Here is an 18,464-nt window from a genome sequence, read left to right on the forward strand (position 1 = left end):
GATGTGCATCGGTCGATGAATTTCGAACGTGCGTTCACCATACCGCCCGGCGCGCTGCGGATGAAATGGATTGTTGCGATGCACACATTCGCAACTTGAATGGGTGGCGTGCGCGTGACGCATCGAACCGGCCTGCACCGATACCGCGGCGCGCCATGGAAAGCGCCCGTCAGCCTTGCGCGACGGGCGGTCGAGGAGAATTCGGCGGGATCGCTTCAGTCACGTGCGGCACGCTGCATGCACCGTGGCCGCAGGTGCCGTATGACACTTTTATGCCGCGGTGCGGCGCAGGATCAGAGGGTGGCCTCTACTGGAGAATCGGACTCATCCCGCATTCGGGCATCGAATGGCGTGGGGTGGGCCGCACGGCAATCGGCGGCACGCTGCGTGATCTGCCGAAGCACAATCGCCGCGGCGTCCGCCGGATCGCGCCGCCCCTGCTTCCGGCGCGGCGCGATCCGGTCAGTTCAACCCGCCGCTCACGACGAGATGCTCGCCGGTCATCCAGCGCGCGTCGTCCGACGCGAGGAACACGGCGACCGACGCGATGTCGTCCGGCTCGCCGAGGCGGCCGAGCGGCGTCTCGCTGCGCACCTGCTTGTCGAGATCCGAACCGATGATGCCCGCGCTGTGCGTGCCTTCGGTCACGATCATCCCCGGGTTGATCGCGTTCACGCGAATCTTGCGCGGGCCGAGTTCGAGCGCGAGCACGCCGGTGATCGCGTCGACCGCGCCCTTGGTGCCGCTGTATACGGCGCTCGCGGGCGGCGTGATGCTGGTCACGACCGAGCTGATGTTGATGATGCTCGCGCCTTCGCCGAGATGCTTGACCGCGGCCTGCGTGGTCAGCAGCACGCCGAACACGTTCGTGTCGAACTGCCGGCGGTAGTGTTCTTCGGTGATCGCTTCGATCGGCGCGAATTCGTACACGCCGGAATTGTTGACGAGCACGTCGAGACGGCCATACGTGTCGATCGCCGTATCGACGATGCGCTGCGCATCCGCCGCCTTCGACACGTCGCCGCCGACCGCGACCGCACGGCCGCCGGCTTCGACGATCGCGCCGACGACCGCGTCGGCGCCCGCCTTGCTGCTCGCGTAGTTGACGACCACCGATGCGCCTTCCGCGGCCAGTGCCTTCGCGATCGCCGCGCCGATGCCCTTCGATCCGCCCGTGACGATCGCTACCTTGTTTGCCAGCTTGCTCATGATTTCATTCCTCAGTCAGAAGACGCTTGATGGATAGCGCCGGTTGCCCCGTCGTTGCGTCGATGCGCACCCGGCATGACTGGCAATTTACTGTGCGGTGCGGCAGCGATAAAGCGGCTCGACATGAATTGACTGGCGGTGTTTTCCGAACAATCGCGCGCGCCGTCAGCCGGCGCTCAACCATGCGTTCGCGACCTCGCCGCCCAGGCCTTCGAGCGCGCCGTCGTAGACGATCCGTCCGCGCCCCATGACCGCGACGCGCCGCGCGAGCCGCGGCGCGAACTGCAGCCGCTGCTCGATCAGCACGATCGCGACACCGTCGGCCTGCAATGCGGCAAGGCACGCGCCAACCTCATCGACCGCGAGCGGCGCGAGCCCTTCGGCCGGTTCGTCGACGATCAGCACGCGCGGGCGGCCGGCCAGCGCCCGCACCAGCGCGAGCACCTGCTGCTCGCCGCCCGACAGCCGCCCCGCCTTGACGTCCGCACGCGCGGCCAGCAACGGAAAGCGCTCGAACAGCCGCTCGAGCGCCGCGCGCTCGGCCGCACCGCGGGCGCCGCGCAGCCCGAGCCGCAGGTTGTCGCGTACCGTCAGCAGCGGGAATACGTCGCGGCTTTCGGCGACGTAAGCGACGCCGCGTCGCGCGATCTCGAACGTGCGCGCCCCCACGCATTCGGCGCCGGCAATGCGCACCGAGCCGGCCGTGCGCACGAGCCCCATCACGGCCTTCGCGAACGTCGAGCGCCCCGAGCCGTTGCGGCCGAGCAGCGCGAGCGTCTCGCCGGGCGCCAGCGCGAGATCGACGCCGTCGAGCACGGGTTGCAGCCCGTACCCTGCGCGCAGGTCGCGAATGTCGAGCAACGCGCTCATGGGCCGCCCTCGCCCAGATAGGCGGCACGCACGGCCGGATCGGCGCGGATCGCATCGGGCGCGCCGGTCGCGACCACCGTGCCGCGCACGAGCACCGTGATGCGTTCGGCGAAGCCGAACACCGCATCCATGTCGTGTTCGATCAGCAGGACCGTGCGCCCCTGCGTCGTCGCACGAATCAGCGCGATCATCCGCGCCGCCTGCGCGCGGCTCATGCCGGCCGTCGGCTCGTCGAGCAGCAGCGTGCGTGCGCCGCTCGCGAGGGCGATCCCGAGATCGAGCGCGCGCTGTTCCGCGTAGCTCAGCTCGGCGGCCGGCGTATCGCGGTGCGCATCGAGGCCGATGTCGTGCAGCACGCGCTCGGCCGCGAGATCGACCGACGCCGATTCGCGCAGCCGGTTCCACCAGCGCCGCCGCGCGGCCGGCGCATGCAGCGCCGCGCAGCGCAGGTTGTCGAACACGGTCAGCCGCGCGAACGCGCTCGTCTGCTGGAAACTGCGGCCGATGCCGAGCCGGCTCGCCACGACCGGGCCGCGCCCGCGCAGCTCGACGCCGTGCAGCACGACGCGCCCGCGCGTGGGCCGCACCGCACCGGCGATCACGCCGAACAGCGTCGACTTGCCCGCGCCGTTCGGCCCGATCAGCGCATGACGCTCGCCGGCCGCGATGCTCAGCTCGACCCCATCGAGCACCGTCTGCGCGCCGAAGCGCTGCACCACCCCGTGAAGCGCGATCGCGTTGCCGTTCATCGCCCGTCCTCCTGCTTGCCGGCCAGCATGAGCCGCGCACGCCAGCCCCACAGCAGCGTGCCGATGCCGAACGCGGAGCACGCGACGGCCCAGCCGGCCGGCGTATCGGCGTCGACGTTCCAGGCGCCGAACGCGAAGCCCGCGCCGTCGTCCTGCGCGAAGCGCCACGCATAGCCGAGCTCGGCCGCGCAGACGATCGCGACGCCCCAGAACACGCACGCGCCGACCGCGCACAGCATGCGCCACCGTTCGGCCGCCGGCGCGCCGCGCCGCAACGCATGCGCGAGCGCTGGCACGATCCCGGCGATGCCGCGCGGCGCGGCCATGACGATCACGACGAACAGCACGCCGAGATACAGCGCCCACGCGCGCGACACGCCCGCGACGACGATGCTCAGCGCGGTCAGCACCGCCGCACCGGCCGCCGGCCCGAAGAACGCGCCGGTGCCGCCGATCACCGCGGCGATCAGCACGGTCGCCGAGCGCGCCATCGATACGCTGTCGGGCGTCGCGATTTCGACGTCGATCAACGTCAGCGTGCCGGCGACGCCGGCGAAGAACGACGCGCAGGTGACCATCGCAAGACGTACGCGGCGCGGATCGGTGCCGAGCGCGGCGACGCGCACGGGGTTGTCGCGCACCGCATTCGCGAGCCGCGCGAGCGGCGTGCGCGTCAGCGCGTGCATCGCCCACGCCGACGCGAGGCACCAGGCCGCGATCACCGCATACGCCTGGACCGGTGCGCCGAAATGCCAGCCGCCCCATGGCGTACCGCTCGCGCGGTCGATCGGCACGCCGCCGATCCCGCCGAACCACGCAGGCACGCTCCACGCGGCGGCGGCGACGCATTCGCCGAGCCCGAGCGTGATCATCGCGAACGCGGTGCCCGCACGGCGCGTCGCGAGCAGCCCGGCGGCGAAGCCGAAACCGGCGCCGGCCACGCCGCCGACGAGCGGCAACAGCGGCAGCGGGCCGCCAAAATGGTTGAACCAGTGCGCGGCCGCGAACGCACCGACGCCCGCGAACGCCGCGTGTCCGAACGACAGCAGCCCAGTCGTGCCGAGCTGCAGGTTGTACGACAGGGCGAGCACGACGAGCGCGGCCGTCTGCGCGAGATAGCCGAGCACCGCGCCATGCGGCCACAGCCACGCGGGCAGCACGACGCACGCGGCGAACAGGGACCCGCGCGCGAGGCCGGCGAGCGTACCGTTACGCATCGGCACGCTCGCCGAACAGCCCGCGCGGCCGCGCGACCAGCACCACGACGAGCAACAGGTACGGCACCAGCGGCGCCAGCTGCGCGATCGACACCGCGGCCACGCTGTCGGGCAGCGCGATGCCGGCCCATTCCGTGAGGTCGCGCAGCGACGTGTCGCTCGCAGCCGCGAAGGTCTGCGCGAAGCCGACCGCGAGCGACGCCGCGAACGCGCCGCCGAGCGAGCCGAGCCCGCCGATCACGACGACCGCGAACACGACCGACCCGACGGTTTCGGCCAGCGCGGGTTCGATGACGGCGAGCGGCGCGCCGATCACGCCGGCCAGCGCCGCGAGCGCGGTGCCCGCGCCGAACAGCGCCGTCATCACGCGCGGCACGTCGTAGCCGAGCGCCTCGACGGCCGCGCGGTGCGTGAGCGCCGCGCGCACGACGAGCCCGATGCGCGACGCGCGCAGCAGTGCGCCGAGCGCGACCAGCATCGCCGTGGACATCCCCATCATGAACAGCCGGTAGCGCGGCAGCGCGAGGCCGAATACGGTCACGGGCGCGCCATCGAACAGCGCCGGCACGGGTGCCGGCAGCGGCGCGAGCCCCCACACGAGTTTCGCGCCCTCGCCGATCAGGTAGGCAAGGCCGAAGGTCAGCAGCAGCTCGCTCGTATGGCCGCGCGCCTGCACGCGGCGCAACATCGTGCGCTCGCAGCCCGCCCCGAGCAGCCCGACCGCGAGCGGCGCGAGCACCAGCGCGGGCCAGAAACCCGTGCTGGCCGCGATGCTGTAGCCGACATACGCGCCGAGCATGTAGAAGCTCGCGTGCGCGAAGTTGAGCACGCCCTGCACGCTGAAGATCAGCGTGAGTCCGGCCGACAGCATGAACAGCAGCAAGCCGTAGCTGAGGCCGTTGAAGGCCTGGAGCGCGAACGCGTGCACCGCGCAGTCAGGCCGCGAGCGGCTCGAGCGCGGCGCGCAGCGCGTCGGGCAGCGGCACCGGCCGGCGCGTGCCGCGATCGACGTACACGTGCACGAAGTGCCCCTGCGCGGCGGGCGCCGCGTCGCCCTGCGCGAACAGCCCGACCTCGTAGCGCACGCTCGACGTGCCGAGCTTCACGACCCGCAGCCCGGCATCGACCGATTGCGGAAACACGAGCGGCGCGAAGTAGTTGCACTGCGTCTCGACCACGAGGCCGATCGTCTGCCCGTGCTCGACATCGAGCACGCCGGCGCGGATCAGGTATTCGTTCACGACCGTGTCGAAGTAGCTGTAGTAGACGACGTTGTTCACGTGCCCGTAGACATCGTTATCCATCCAGCGGGTCGTGATCGGCAGGAAGTGGCGATAGGCGTCGCGCGGACGCGGTTGCGGCTTGTCGGACATGGCGATGGCGGTCAGGACGATGGAAGCGATGGGGACGACGAGGACGACGCGCGGCGGCCGCGGAACACGGCGCACCGGCAGGAAGCGGAGCGCCGCGCCGCGATCGCTCGCGGCACGGCGGATGCAACCCTGCCGACGGGCCGGCCCTTCACTGCCCCGGCCGGTCGACGAACTCGAAATCGAGGCCGCGCGCACGCATCCAGTCGGCGAGCGCGACGCCCGTGCCGGCGCGCCACGGGCGCAGCAGCGGCGGATCGACGAGCTTGTATTCGAGCAGTTCCGGCGACAGCGCGACCGTGCCCGACGCACGCACGTGGTACGCGATGATCAGCTCGTTCTTGCGGATGAATTCGTAGACGCCGACGAGCGACACCTGCTCGGCCTTCAGCGCCGTTTCCTCGAACACCTCGCGCGCGATGCCGTCCTCGGGCGTCTCGCCGCTCTCGAGGAAGCCGGTGATCAGCGCGAACATGCCTTCGGGCCAGGCCGCGTTGCGCGCGAGCAGGATCTTGCCGTCGAGCTCGACGATCGCGGCGACGACGGGCAGCGGGTTGTTCCAGTGGACATAGCCGCAGCTGTCGTCGGGGCACGCCTGGCGAATCCGGCCGCCTTCATGGTCGGGATCGGCGCGCTCGGCGAGCGGGCTCGCGCAGCGCGGGCAAAAGCGGTAATCGGCGGTGGTCATCGATGGGGATCTGGCAGGCGCCGGACGGCCGCCTGCCGGCTGCCCGCGCACCCGCTCGGCGCGGGAAAGGCTTCATTCTAGCGAGTTTGCCGGTGCCGCAGACGATCCGGCCCCGCCGATATCACGGTTGCAGGCGCCCTCGTGCGGCAGTCGCCGCGAAGCCGGCGGCGCCGAGCAGCAGCGCGGCCGCCGCACCCCACAGCGCGGGGGAAAACGACCCGAAGCGCGCGGCCAGCGGCGCCGCGACAAGCGGGCCGAGAATCTGCCCGACCCCGTACGACGCGGTCGCATAGCCCATCAGCCCGGCTGCGCGCTCGCCGTGCAAACGCCGCGCCTCGCGCATCGCGAACAGCGTGATCGCGGTGAACGGCAAGCCGAGCAGCGCACTGCCGGCCGAGAAGCCGGCCGCGTTCGGCCACACGATCCCGGCGGCAATGCCGAGCGCCTGCGTCGCGCAACCGGCGGCGAGCAGCAGCCGGTTGTCCCAGTGCCCGGGCAGCCGCGCGGCGGTGATCGCGCCGGCGATCAGCGCCGCGCCGAACATCGGCCAGAACAGGTCGGGCCACGGCGAACCGGCCGGCAGCGCGGCGCGCGCGATCACGGGCAGGAACGTCGCGGTGATGATGTAGCCGAAGCCCGGCAGGCCGTACAGCACGACGAGCCATGCGGCGTCCGCGCGATGGCGGCGCGTATCGGCCGGCATCGCCGCGGTTGCGGCGGCCGCGTGCGGTGTGCCGCCGCCCGGCGCGCCGGCTTGCGCCGGGGCCGTTGCAAACGTGCGCCAGATCGCGACCGACAGCACGGCCGACAGCGCCGCGAAACCGAGCCAGCCCGCCGCCGCGTGCCGGCCGGCCAGCGCGCTGCCGATCAGCCCCGTCACCACGATGCCGACGCCGGGCCCGGCGTAGATCACCCCGCTCCACTCCGGCGCATGCAGTTCGGCCAGGCGCCGCAGCCCCCATTGCGACACGAACACGAACGTCCATGCGCTGACGACGCCCGCGACGAAGCGCACCGCGAGCCACACGGGCAGCAGGTGGCCGACGCCCATCGCGGCGGTGAGCAGCACGGTGGCGACGAGCCCGAAGCGCACCATGCGCGCGGGCGCCGCACGCAGCGCCGCGCAACTGACCGCGCCGACGAAGTAGCCCGCGTAGTTCGCCGATGCGAGCCAGCCACCGGCCTTCAGGCCGATCGAGCCGTCCGCGAGCATCAGCGGCAACAAGGGCGTGAACGCAAAGCGGCCGACGCCGAGCACGACCGCGAGGCCAACCATGCAGGCCAGTGCGGCCGTGCGGGCGCGGCGGTCGGCTTGATCGGCGGGAGGCGCGCCGGCGGCGGCGGTCGGGGCATCGGAGCGTGACATGGCGGCATGGGCCGGCGCGCAACGCGCCGGCCGGATCGGCAATCGGAATGGCGTCATCCTAGCTTGACCAAACGTTCTTGAAAAATGAATAATTAAGAATCCATTCATCGCTTGGAGAGAATCATGGATCTGGCGGCGCTGGCGATTTTCCGGGCCGTGGTGCGCGAGAACGGCGTGACGCGCGCGGCGGCCAAGCTCAATCGCGTGCAGTCGAACGTCACGACGCGCATCAAGCAGCTCGAGGAGGAACTCGGCGCGGCGCTGTTCGTGCGCGACGGCCGCCGGCTCGTACTGACGCTGGCCGGGCACACGCTGCTGCCGTATGCGGAGCGCCTGCTCGCGCTCGCCGACGAGGCGCGCGACGCGGTACGCGAGGACACGCCGCGCGGGCGGCTGCGGCTCGGCACGATGGAAAGCACGGCTGCGAGCCGCCTGCCGACCTTGCTCGCGCGCTATCACCATGCGTGGCCCGACGTGTCGCTCGAACTGGTGACGGGCACGACGGGCTGGCTGATCGGCCGCGTGCGCGACTTCGAGATCGACGCCGCGCTGTTCGCGCGCCCGCCCGCGCCGGACACGTTGCCCGATACGTTCGAGACGGTGCCGGTCTTCCGCGAGGATCTCGTGCTGCTCACGCCACGCGGCCATCCGCCGGTGCGCACGCCGCGCGACGTGATCCTGCCGACGCTGATCGCGTTCGAGCGCGGCTGCACGTATCGCAAGTATGTGGAGCAGTGGTATGCGGCTTACGCGATCAAACCGGCGCGCGTGCTCGAACTCGGCTCGTATCACGCGATCGTCGCGTGCGTCGCGGCCGGCGCGGGCATCGCGGTCGCGCCGCGTTCGGTGCTCGACCTGCAGCCCGAGACCGGCAACATCACCGCGCACGCGATCCCCGCACTGGAAGGCATCGAAACGCTGCTCGCGTGGCGGCAGGGTTATGCGTCGGCCGCATTGGCCGCGTTGCGCGACATGATCACCGAGGCCGCACGACAGCCGGACGGGACGGCGAAGCCGCCGGTCGCCACGCCGGCCTGAATCGTCAGGCGGCCGGCACACGTTGTTCCGGCGCACCAACAAAAAGACCCGGCCGGCGCATGCCGATCGGGTCCTTTTTCATTTCACGCGATGCCGCAACGAGGCGGCATCGCATCGGTCGGGACGATCAGAGCCGCGCTTCGACCCAGCCCTTCACGCCAGCCAGCGCACCCGGCAGGTTCGCCGGCTCGGTGCCGCCTGCCTGCGCCATGTCCGGACGGCCGCCACCCTTGCCGCCGACCTGCTGCGCGACGAAGTTCACGAGCTCGCCGGCCTTGACCTTCTTGCTCGCGTCAGGCGTGACGCCCGCGATCAGGCTGACCTTGCCGCCTTCGACGGCCGCCAGCACGATCGCCGCGCTCTTCAGCTTGTCCTTCAGCTTGTCGACCGTTTCGCGCAACGTCTTCGCGTCGGCGCCGTCGAGCGTCGCGGCCAGCACGTATACGCCGCCGATTTCGACGGCCTGCTGCGCGAGCTCGTCGCCCTGGCTCGATGCGAGCTTCGACTTCAGCGCGCCCAGCTCCTTCTCGAGCGACTTCACCTGGTCCTGCACCTGCGCGATACGCTGCGTGAGTTCCGACGGCTGCGCCTTCAGCGCGGCCGCGGCTTCGTTCACGCGGGCGTCGAGTTCCTGCACGTAGCGCACCGCGTTGTCGCCGGTGATCGCCTCGACGCGGCGGATGCCGGCCGCGACACCGCCTTCGACGACGATCTTGAACAAGCCGATGTCGCCGGTGCGATGCACGTGCGTGCCGCCGCACAGTTCGCGCGAGAAGCCGAGGTCGAGCACACGCACTTCATCGCCGTACTTCTCGCCGAACAGCGCCATCGCGCCGCCCTTCACCGCTTCGTCGTACGGCATCACGCGCACGATGCCCGGCGCGTTCGCGAGGATTTCGTTGTTGACGATCTGCTCGACGCGACGGATTTCGTCGTCGGTCATCGGCGCGTTGTGCGCGAAGTCGAAACGGGTCTTTTCCGCGTCGACCAGCGAACCCTTCTGCTGCACGTGCGCGCCGAGCACTTCGCGCAGCGCCTTGTGCATCAGGTGGGTGGCCGAGTGGTTGCGCTGCGTGCGGGCACGGCGATGCGCGTCGATTTCCGCGCGCAGCACGTCGCCGACCTTCAGCGTGCCCTGCTCCAGCGTGCCGTGGTGGCCGATCACGTCGGCCTGCACCTTCAGCGTGTCGGCCACCGCGAAGCGCGTCGCGGCGTTCGCGAGCACGCCCTGGTCGCCGACCTGGCCGCCCGATTCCGCATAGAACGGCGTGTGGTCGAGCACGACCACCGCGTCCTGGCCGGTCTTCACTTCGTTGACGGACGAACCGTCGACGTACAGCGCGACGACCTTCGCGTCGTCGAACGCGATTTCTTCATAGCCGTGGAACGTGGTCTTCGCGCCCGTGTACTCGAGGCCCTGCGCGGCCTTGAACTTGCCGGCCGCGCGCGCCTGCTCGCGCTGGCGCGCCATCGCATCGTCGAATGCCGGCTCGTCGACCGTCATCCCGCGCTCGCGGCACACGTCGGCCGTCAGATCCAGCGGGAAGCCGTAGGTATCGTGCAGCTTGAACGCGAGTTCGCCGTCGAGCACCTTGCCGCCCTTCGCTTCGACGTCGGCCAGCGCGGCGTCGAGGATCGACATGCCGTGTTCGATCGTCTCGAAGAAGCGCTCCTCTTCCTGGCGCAGCACGTCGGTCACGCGCTGTTCGGCTTCCTTCAGCTCCGGGTATGCGACGCCCATCTCGGCGACGAGGTCGGCCACCAGCTTGTGGAAGAACGAACCCTTGCGGCCGAGCTTGTAGCCGTGGCGGATCGCGCGGCGCACGATCCGGCGCAGCACGTAGCCGCGGCCTTCGTTGCCGGGAATCACGCCGTCGACGATCAGGAACGAGCATGCGCGGATGTGATCGGCGATCACCTTCAGCGAGTTGTTCGTGAGGTCGCTGATCTCGGTCACGCGCGCGGCGGCCTTGATCAGGTTCTGGAACAGGTCGATCTCGTAGTTGCTGTGCACGTGCTGCAGCACCGCGGCGAGACGCTCGAGGCCCATGCCGGTGTCGACCGACTGCTTCGGCAGGCGCGTCATGTTGCCCTGCGCGTCGCGGTTGAACTGCATGAACACGAGGTTCCAGATCTCGATGTAGCGATCGCCGTCTTCCTCGGGCGATCCCGGCGGGCCGCCCCACACGTCCGGGCCGTGGTCGTAGAAGATTTCGGTGCACGGGCCGCACGGGCCGGTGTCGCCCATCGTCCAGAAGTTGTCCGACGCGTAGCGCGCGCCCTTGTTGTCGCCGATGCGGATGATGCGCTCGGTCGGCACGCCGACTTCCTTCGCCCAGATGTCGTATGCCTCGTCGTCTTCCTGGTAGACCGTGACCCACAGCTTGTCCTTCGGCAGCTGGTAGACCGTGGTCAGCAGCTCCCACGCGAACTTGATCGCGTCGTGCTTGAAGTAGTCGCCGAACGAGAAGTTGCCGAGCATCTCGAAGAACGTGTGGTGGCGCGCCGTGTAGCCGACGTTCTCGAGGTCGTTGTGCTTGCCGCCCGCGCGCACGCTGCGCTGCGCCGTCGTGGCGCGCGAGTACGGACGCGGGTCCGTACCGAGGAACACGTCCTTGAACTGGACCATGCCCGAGTTCGTGAACATCAGCGTGGGGTCGTTACCGGGCACGAGGCTCGACGAGCGGACGATCGTGTGGCCCTTCGATTCGAAGAATTTGAGGAATTTCTCGCGGATTTCGGCAGCTTTCATGGCGTGCGGGGACAGTCTGGCAAAGACGGCTTCAAACGCCGGCGCCCTTGGCGGAGCGCGCGGCGGCATGGATTCGGAAACAGTCGATTATACGGGATCGGGGCCGGCTTCCGGGCAAAGCGCAGGAAAGCGGCTCGGCCATCCGGCCGGCCCGGCCGGGCCACCCGCCGGGCCGATTCGCCTTAAGATGCTCGGCATGCCAACCGGCCGTGCCCGACAAGGCCGGCCATGAAAGGAGACGATTCGACGATGGGTGCCCTGAGCCATATCCGCGTGCTGGACCTCACCCGCGTGCTCGCGGGCCCGTGGTGCGCGCAGACCCTTGCCGATTTCGGCGCGGACGTGATCAAGGTCGAGCGCCCGGGCGCCGGCGACGACACGCGCCACTGGGGGCCGCCGTACCTGAAGGACGCGGACGGCGCGGATACCGCCGAGGCCGCGTACTATCTCGCGGCGAACCGCAACAAGCGCTCGGTGACGGTCGACATCGCGACGCCCGAAGGCCAGCAGATCGTGCGCGAGCTCGCCGCGCAGAGCGACGTCGTGCTCGAGAACTACAAGGTCGGCCAGTTGAAGAAATACGGGCTCGACTACGACTCGCTGCGCGCGGTGAAGCCCGACCTCGTCTACTGCTCGGTCACGGGCTTCGGCCAGACCGGCCCGTACGCGCACCGCGCGGGCTACGACTTCATCGTCCAGGGAATCGGCGGCTTCATGAGCATCACCGGCGAGCGCGACGGCGAGCCGGGCGGCGGCCCTCAGAAGGCCGGCGTCGCGATCGCCGATCTCGCCACCGGCCTCTACTCGACGATCGCGGTGCTCGCCGCGCTCGCACACCGCGACCGGACGGGCGAAGGCCAGTACATCGACATGGCGCTGCTCGACGTGCAGGTCGCGCTGCTCGCGAACATGAACACCAACTACCTCGCGAGCGGCAAGCCGCCGGTGCGCTGGGGCAACGCGCATCCGAACATCGTGCCGTACCAGACGTTCCAGACGCGCGACGGGTGGATCATCGTCGCGGTCGGCAACGACGGCCAGTTCCGCAAGTTCGTCGAGGCCGGCGGCCGGCCCGAGCTGGCGGACGACGAGCGTTTCGCGACGAACCCGGCGCGCGTGCGCCACCGCGACACGCTGGTGCCGATCCTCGCGGAGATGGTGAAGACGCGCGGCAAGGCCGACTGGATCGGCGCGCTCGAAGCGGCCGGCGTGCCGTGCGGGCCGATCAACGATCTCGACGAGGTATTCGACAACGAGCAGGTCGTCGCGCGCGGGATGCAGGTGTCGCTACCGCACCCGTGCGGCGCGGACGCGAAGCTCGTGCGCAACCCGATCCGGATGAGCGCGACGCCGCCCGAGGCGCGCACGGCCCCGCCGCTGCTCGGCGCGCAGACCGACGACGTGCTGCGCGACATGCTCGGCTACGACGACGCGAGGATCGCCGCGCTGCGGGCGAAACAGGCGATCTGAACGCGGTGGCCGGCGCGGGTGCGGGCAGGCGCGTGGCGGCGGCCTCGACCACCGCCCCGCGTCGTCAATCGCGGTGGGCGAGCGCGTCGAGCCAGGCGCGCGCCTCGGGCCAGTCGCCGAGCCCGCTGTCCGCGTTGATGTGGCCGCGCGGGCCGATATCGTGGAACGCACTGCCCCACGCGTTCGCACAGGTGCGGGCGAACGCGAGCGAGCCATAAGGATCGTCGCTGCTGGCGACGACGCAGGTCGGAAACGGCAGCCGTTCGTACGGCACGGGCCCGAAGCCGTGCGCATCGGCCGGAAACGCGGGACCGTCGGGATCGGGCAGCGCGACCAGCAACGCGCCGCGCACTTTCGCGAGCGCGGCCGGGCGCGCATAGCGCGTCGCCCACCACGCGGCGGTCAGCGTACCGAGACTGTGGCCGGCAAGCAGCACCGGCCCGCGAGCGGCTTCAACAGCCCGATCGAGCGCGAGGCACCAGCCGTTGCGGAACGCCCGGTCCCAGTCGGGCATCGCGACGCGCGAGAAACGTGCATCGGCACGCTCCCAGCGGCTCTGCCAGTGAAGCGGGCCGGAATTGGCGTAGCCCGGCAGGACGAGAACGGGGAATCGAACGGAGAATCGGCTCATGGAAAGTGCGTCGACGCGTGAAATCGTTATGTTGCGTCGACGCAGTGTCGCACACCCGTTCCTCCCTGATGCTGCCTGTCTGATACCGGAAGGATGTGCGTGGGGTCGGGACGCGTCGAGCGCGGCGTCGCGACCGGACGGCAAGCCGCGTTGCAGGCGGCTCGCGTCATGTCTGTCGGTCAGCGCACGTTCGCGCCGACGATACCGCCCGCCGCGGCGCCCGCAACCGTGCCGAGCGGGCCGCCCGTCACGAGATAGCCGAGCGCGCCGCCCGCGGCCGCGCCGATGCCGGCATTACGCTGCGTATGCGTCATCGCGCATGCGCCGAGTTGCGACAGGGCCGCGACGATCACGGCGGTACGAACGATAAACGTAGTCTTCTTCATCATGATTTTTGGTTTCCTCCCGCCGCGCGGCAAGCCGGGCGGCGGCATTGAATCGGTGCAGCCATCATAGGCAACGCCAAACGGCCCGGGCAATCCGATTTACGTCGTGTTACAGCCGACACAATATCGAGATAATCGCTCGAAACCCGCCCCCGCCATGCCGCAAGCCGCGCGGGACGGACCCCGGTCAGGTAGAATCACGGGATTAAACCGGCGCGACGCGCCGACACAACCTGACGCTATCCGCATGAGCACCGAACGCAACGACGCCCCCGCGGCTTCCAATTTCATCCGCAACATCATCGACGACGACAACCGCACCGGCAAATGGGGCGGCCGCGTCGAGACGCGCTTCCCGCCCGAGCCGAACGGCTATCTGCACATCGGCCATGCCAAGAGCATCTGCCTGAACTTCAGCGTCGCGCGCGACTACGGCGGCGTGTGCCACCTGCGCTTCGACGACACCAACCCGGAAAAGGAAAGCGTCGAGTACGTCGACTCGATCGTCGACGCGGTGCGCTGGCTCGGCTTCGACTGGCGCAAGGACGCGGTCGATCACCAGTACTTCGCGAGCGACTACTACGACAAGCTGTACGAGTTCGCCGAGCTGCTGATCCAGCGCGGCAAGGCGTATGTCGACAGCCAGAGCGCCGATGAAATGCGCGCGAACCGCGGCTCGCTGACGGAAGGCGGCAAGCCGTCGCCGTTCCGCGATCGCACGCCGGAAGAAAACCTCGACCTGTTCCGCCGCATGAAGGCCGGCGAGTTCAAGGAAGGCGAGCACGTGCTGCGCGCGAAGATCGACATGGCTTCGCCGAACATGAACATGCGCGACCCGGTGATCTACCGGATCCGCTATGCGCACCACTACCGCACCGGCGACGCATGGTGCGTGTACCCGATGTACGACTACACGCACTGCATCTCGGATGCGCTCGAAGGCATCACGCATTCGCTGTGCACGCTCGAATTCGAGGATCACCGGCCGCTGTACGACTGGGTGCTGAACGAACTCGCGGAAGCCGGCGTGTTCACGCGCCCGCTGCCGCAACAGATCGAATTCTCGCGACTGAACCTCACGTACGCGATCACCAGCAAGCGCAAGCTGCTGCAGCTCGTCACCGAAGGCCACGTCGACGGCTGGGACGACCCGCGGATGCCGACGATCGTCGGCGTGCGCCGCCGCGGCTTCACGCCGGAGAGCATCCACCTGTTCTGCGAGCGGATCGGCGTGACGAAGATCGACTCGTGGATCGACATGAGCATCTTCGAAGGCGCGCTGCGCGACGACCTCGACGACAAGGCCGCGCGCACGGTCGCCGTGCTCGATCCGCTGAAGCTCGTGATCGACAACTACCCGGAAGACCTCGAAGAAGCGTGCACGGCGCCCGTGCATCCGCACCACCCGGATCGCGGCGTGCGCACGTTCCCGATCTCGCGCGAGCTGTGGATCGAGCGCGAGGACTTCGTCGAGAACCCGCCGAAGGGCTATTTCCGCCTGTTCCCGGGCAACAAGGTGCGCCTGCGCTACGGCTACGTGATCGAGTGCACGGGCTTCGACAAGGACGCCGAAGGCAACGTGACGGCCGTGCACTGCAACTACTTCCCGGACAGCAAGTCGGGCACCGAAGGCGCGAACGCGTACAAGGTCAAGGGCAACATCCACTGGGTCAGCGCGAAGCATGCGCAGCCGGCGGAAGTGCGGATCTACGACCGCCTGTTCAAGGAGCCGCATCCGGACGCGGGCGGCGCGAACTTCCTCGAGGCGCTGAACCCCGATTCGAAGAAGATCGTGCAGGCGTACCTCGAGCCGGGCAACGGCGACATCGCGCCGGAAACGCGCCTGCAGTTCGAGCGTCACGGCTACTTCGTGGCCGACCGGGTCGATTCGAAACCGGGCCAGCCCGTGTTCAACCGGATCGTCGGGCTGCGTGACAGCTGGGGCAAGCCGGCGTAACGGCATGCTCCGCACGCGGCGCGCGGCTTCGCAAGCCGCCGTCGCGTGACCATAAAAAAATCGGCCCCTGGGCCGGTTTTTTATTGCGTGCTGCGAAGCGAAAGCTCCGTCATGACGCAGCGCAAGCCGCCGCGCTCACTCACCCGCCCGTCAACCGCCGATGCAACGCCACCAGCGACAGCTTCGTGCGAAACAGCCGCGCGAGGCTGCGGCTCGCATACGCGTCGATGTCGCCGGGCACGGTCCAGCGATACGCATCCATCTCGGGAATCATCGATCCGTCGCGACGGCTCGGAAACAGCGACGTGCACGTGCACTGCGCGGGATCGATCTCGCCGTCGGCCACCTGCACCGCGAACAGGTGCAGGTCCTTGTCGTGCCGGTAAGCAAAGCGGCCGAGATCGAGCAACCGGGCCGGCGCGAATGCGATGCCGGTTTCCTCGAGCAGTTCACGCAGCGCCGCATCGGCCGGCGACTCGCCCGGCTCGCCCTGCCCCTTCGGGATGTCCCAGTGGGTGGTATCCGTCGCGTGGGCGAGGAACACGCGACCGGCCCCGTCGAGGATCACGACGCCGCACGACACCGTGCGCGCCGCGCCGCCCCGCTTCATCACGCGCGCGCTCAGCGTTTCTGCAGCTGCCACTTGCCCGCGCCGCTCTTGCAGTAGACGGGCTTGAGCGTCATCGTCTGGCCCTTCGCGGTGATTTCGGTGGCGATTTCACGGCAGGTCTTGCCGTTCGTCTCGGTCGTGGCCGGCGTGATCTTCGCATCGATCTGCGTGCCGCGGCCGGTGCTCTGCCACGTCGTGGTCTCGCCGTCCTTGCCTTCGTCGCGCACCTGCACGACCGCCTTGGAAAGCGACGCACGATCGGTCTTGCTGAAGTAGCTGAGCGGCGTGTCGCTCAGGAAGTTCAGGTTGTTCTGCGCATGGGCGGGCAGCATCGCTGCTGCGCACGCGGCGCCGGCCAGCACGCGCGTGACGACGGAAAGGGATGCACGCATCGACATGTTGTTCTCCTTGGATGTTCGATCGAACGGCGCGGTGCAGGCCGGCAAACCGGCACGCACACTGCGCCTGTCAGCGGGCGAGGATAGCATGCGTGCCGTCCGCGCCGTCTGCTAGGGCCTGTTCACGCCAATAACGGGCTTGCCCTAGTGGCCGGCCGGCGCGGCCGTTTGCCGATATCCGTCGGTCAGCGTACCCAGGAATGCGATCACGTCCTTGATCTCGGCCGCGTTCAGCGCCGGCTGCTCGCCGCGCTTGCGATCGAACGGCGCCTCGCGGTTGATGTTCGGCCAGTAGCGCCTGGGCAGGTCGTCGTAGATCTGCACCTTGCCGTGCACGACCGGATAGAACTTCTCCGGATGGATGTCGCGCTCGACGTAGAAGCGCATCACGTCCTCCAGCGTGTGATACACGCCGTTGTGGAAGAACGTCTTGCGCAGCGCGACGTTGCGCAGCGACGGCGTGCGGAACAGCCCGCAGAATTCGTCTCGGCCCTTCAGGTCGGTACGCTCGGGGCCGCACGCGCCGAGATCGTGGAAACGCGGGTCGCGATTGACGGGCAACGCGCGATTGCGCGGCACCGCGATCGCGATCAGTCCGAAATCGCTGAACTGCGGCGGCGTGCCGTCGAGCGCGCGCTGGCTGATGTGGCAGCTCGCGCAATTGCCCTTCTTCTCGTCGTTGAACAACTGCAGGCCGCGCAATTCGGCCGGCGTGAGCTGCGCATGACCGGCGAGATACGCGTCGTACTTGCTCGTGTACGGCGAGAACAGCTCGGGCGTCTGCTCGAACGTCTCGAGCGCGCGCAGCACGGCCTTGAACGCGGCAGCGTCGTCGTCGAGCACCTTCACGCCGAACACCGCGCGGAACTCGTCCGCATACGGCGCGGCCTTCACGGCCTGCGCCACCTTCGCGGGCGAGCTGTTCATCTCGAACGGCGACGTGAGCGGAATGCGCGCCTGCTCGGCGCCCGTGTCGACCCGGCCGTCCCACGTGAGGCCGCCCGTCGGGCCCGCATCGACGCTCTCGTCGCCTTCGTCGTCGGAATCGTGGAAATGCTCGGTGAACTGCGGCACGCCCTGCAGGTACTTCAGCGACGGCACCGCGCGAAAACCCGGGCGCTTCATGTCGTCGCCGCCGAACTGCACGGCCAGCGCATTGGGCGGGCCGAATGCGTGATCGGGGCTGTGGCACGACGCGCACGCGAGCTTGCCGGAACCTGACAGCGTAGGGTCGAAGAAAAGTTGCTTGCCGAGCGCCGTCATCCGGCGCACGCCTTCGTAAACTTGTGCCCGCGTCTGCGGCTGGTTCGTCTCGACCACCGCGCCGCTGGCGGCAACCGTTGCGGACGCAACCACGTTCGCGGCGCCCGGCGCACTCGCCGCGCGCGCGGACTGCGCGGGCGGCGCCCCCGCCCCCGGCTGTCCGTCACAGCCGGCAAGGGTTGCAAGCGTGGTGGCCAGCGCGAATGCGCCGGTCAGGTGCAGCCACGAACGCGCGAACGCGCCGGCTGTCGGTTGGCGAGGCTTCATCGATTCGTCGGGAAGTGGGTTCAGGAGCGGCCGGAGTTTATGTCAGCCGCATGACCGTTACATGACGGCCGATCGACAGGCAATCGAAAGGACGCCTACACCCGGCTGTCAAATCACCCCCTCAAAATGCTTACAGCCGGACATGCCACGGTTACCCTCGCGAACCGGCGGTACACGAATGCTCCGGTTTCCCACGCGACAAGAGAGAGATAGAGAGTACAAC

The 18,464-nt window shown here is 69.3% G+C and carries 17 protein-coding genes; 3 read left to right on the forward strand and 14 right to left on the reverse strand.

Annotated features, from left to right (window positions below; all coding sequences use genetic code 11):
- Window positions 1-462: 462 nt before the first annotated feature.
- The 8 genes from HWX36_RS16050 to HWX36_RS16085 form a co-directional block, all read right to left on the reverse strand.
- Entirely contained in the window at window positions 463-1,209 is a 747-nt protein-coding gene (locus HWX36_RS16050; RefSeq protein ID WP_175953024.1) for a glucose 1-dehydrogenase, read from the reverse strand.
- Window positions 1,210-1,374: 165 nt separating this feature from the next.
- Window positions 1,375-2,079 (reverse strand): ABC transporter ATP-binding protein, encoded by a 705-nt coding sequence (locus HWX36_RS16055; protein WP_175953025.1) that lies wholly within the window; start codon window positions 2,077-2,079, stop codon window positions 1,375-1,377.
- Window positions 2,076-2,828, reverse strand: coding sequence for an ABC transporter ATP-binding protein (locus HWX36_RS16060; RefSeq protein ID WP_175953026.1), 753 nt, complete (start codon window positions 2,826-2,828; stop codon window positions 2,076-2,078). The genes HWX36_RS16055 and HWX36_RS16060 overlap by 4 nt, the downstream gene beginning before the upstream one ends.
- Complete coding sequence (locus HWX36_RS16065; RefSeq protein WP_175953027.1) at window positions 2,825-4,045, reverse strand: branched-chain amino acid ABC transporter permease; 1,221 nt, start codon at window positions 4,043-4,045, stop codon at window positions 2,825-2,827. Before HWX36_RS16065 ends, HWX36_RS16060 begins: the two co-directional genes overlap by 4 nt.
- Entirely contained in the window at window positions 4,038-4,973 is a 936-nt protein-coding gene (locus HWX36_RS16070) for a branched-chain amino acid ABC transporter permease (protein ID WP_175953028.1), read from the reverse strand. The genes HWX36_RS16065 and HWX36_RS16070 overlap by 8 nt, the downstream gene beginning before the upstream one ends.
- A gap of 7 nt (window positions 4,974-4,980) precedes the next feature.
- Window positions 4,981-5,418, reverse strand: coding sequence for a thioesterase family protein (locus tag HWX36_RS16075; RefSeq protein WP_175953029.1), 438 nt, complete (start codon window positions 5,416-5,418; stop codon window positions 4,981-4,983).
- 148 nt (window positions 5,419-5,566) lie between these two features.
- Window positions 5,567-6,103 (reverse strand): NUDIX domain-containing protein, encoded by a 537-nt coding sequence (locus tag HWX36_RS16080; RefSeq protein WP_175953030.1) that lies wholly within the window; start codon window positions 6,101-6,103, stop codon window positions 5,567-5,569.
- 121 nt (window positions 6,104-6,224) lie between these two features.
- Entirely contained in the window at window positions 6,225-7,469 is a 1,245-nt protein-coding gene (locus tag HWX36_RS16085) for a YbfB/YjiJ family MFS transporter (RefSeq protein ID WP_175953031.1), read from the reverse strand.
- 123 nt (window positions 7,470-7,592) lie between these two features.
- Between HWX36_RS16085 and HWX36_RS16090 the strand changes: the two genes are divergently transcribed.
- A complete protein-coding gene (locus HWX36_RS16090; protein ID WP_175953032.1) occupies window positions 7,593-8,507 on the forward strand; it encodes a LysR family transcriptional regulator in 915 nt (304 codons plus the stop codon).
- Window positions 8,508-8,634: 127 nt separating this feature from the next.
- On the opposite strand, the gene alaS is transcribed toward HWX36_RS16090, so the two are convergent.
- A complete protein-coding gene (gene alaS, locus HWX36_RS16095) occupies window positions 8,635-11,259 on the reverse strand; it encodes an alanine--tRNA ligase (protein ID WP_175953033.1) in 2,625 nt (874 codons plus the stop codon).
- 249 nt (window positions 11,260-11,508) lie between these two features.
- Here alaS and HWX36_RS16100 point away from each other — a divergent pair, with 249 nt between their 5' ends.
- Window positions 11,509-12,729, forward strand: coding sequence for a CaiB/BaiF CoA-transferase family protein (locus HWX36_RS16100; RefSeq protein WP_175953034.1), 1,221 nt, complete (start codon window positions 11,509-11,511; stop codon window positions 12,727-12,729).
- Window positions 12,730-12,793: 64 nt separating this feature from the next.
- Here HWX36_RS16100 and HWX36_RS16105 read toward each other — a convergent pair whose 3' ends face one another.
- Window positions 12,794-13,360: an alpha/beta hydrolase gene (locus HWX36_RS16105; protein ID WP_175953035.1), complete on the reverse strand. Its 567-nt coding sequence runs from the start codon at window positions 13,358-13,360 to the stop codon at window positions 12,794-12,796.
- 179 nt (window positions 13,361-13,539) lie between these two features.
- Window positions 13,540-13,749, reverse strand: coding sequence for an ornithine acetyltransferase (locus HWX36_RS16110; RefSeq protein ID WP_011351716.1), 210 nt, complete (start codon window positions 13,747-13,749; stop codon window positions 13,540-13,542).
- 244 nt (window positions 13,750-13,993) lie between these two features.
- On the opposite strand from HWX36_RS16110, the gene HWX36_RS16115 reads away from it, so the two are divergent.
- Window positions 13,994-15,703 (forward strand): glutamine--tRNA ligase/YqeY domain fusion protein, encoded by a 1,710-nt coding sequence (locus HWX36_RS16115; protein WP_175953036.1) that lies wholly within the window; start codon window positions 13,994-13,996, stop codon window positions 15,701-15,703.
- A gap of 139 nt (window positions 15,704-15,842) precedes the next feature.
- Here the strand turns inward: HWX36_RS16115 and HWX36_RS16120 are convergent, their stop codons facing one another.
- The 3 genes from HWX36_RS16120 to HWX36_RS16130 form a co-directional block, all read right to left on the reverse strand.
- Entirely contained in the window at window positions 15,843-16,313 is a 471-nt protein-coding gene (locus HWX36_RS16120) for an NUDIX hydrolase (RefSeq protein WP_175953103.1), read from the reverse strand.
- 11 nt (window positions 16,314-16,324) lie between these two features.
- Window positions 16,325-16,711 carry a hypothetical protein gene (locus HWX36_RS16125; protein ID WP_175953037.1) on the reverse strand — a complete coding sequence of 129 codons (387 nt, stop codon included), beginning with the start codon at window positions 16,709-16,711 and terminating at the stop codon, window positions 16,325-16,327.
- Between the two features lie 144 nt (window positions 16,712-16,855).
- Complete coding sequence (locus tag HWX36_RS16130) at window positions 16,856-18,241, reverse strand: cytochrome c peroxidase (RefSeq protein WP_175953038.1); 1,386 nt, start codon at window positions 18,239-18,241, stop codon at window positions 16,856-16,858.
- Window positions 18,242-18,464 lie beyond the last annotated feature (223 nt).

The organism is Burkholderia sp. BCC0405, from assembly GCF_902833075.1.
Lineage (GTDB): Bacteria > Pseudomonadota > Gammaproteobacteria > Burkholderiales > Burkholderiaceae > Burkholderia.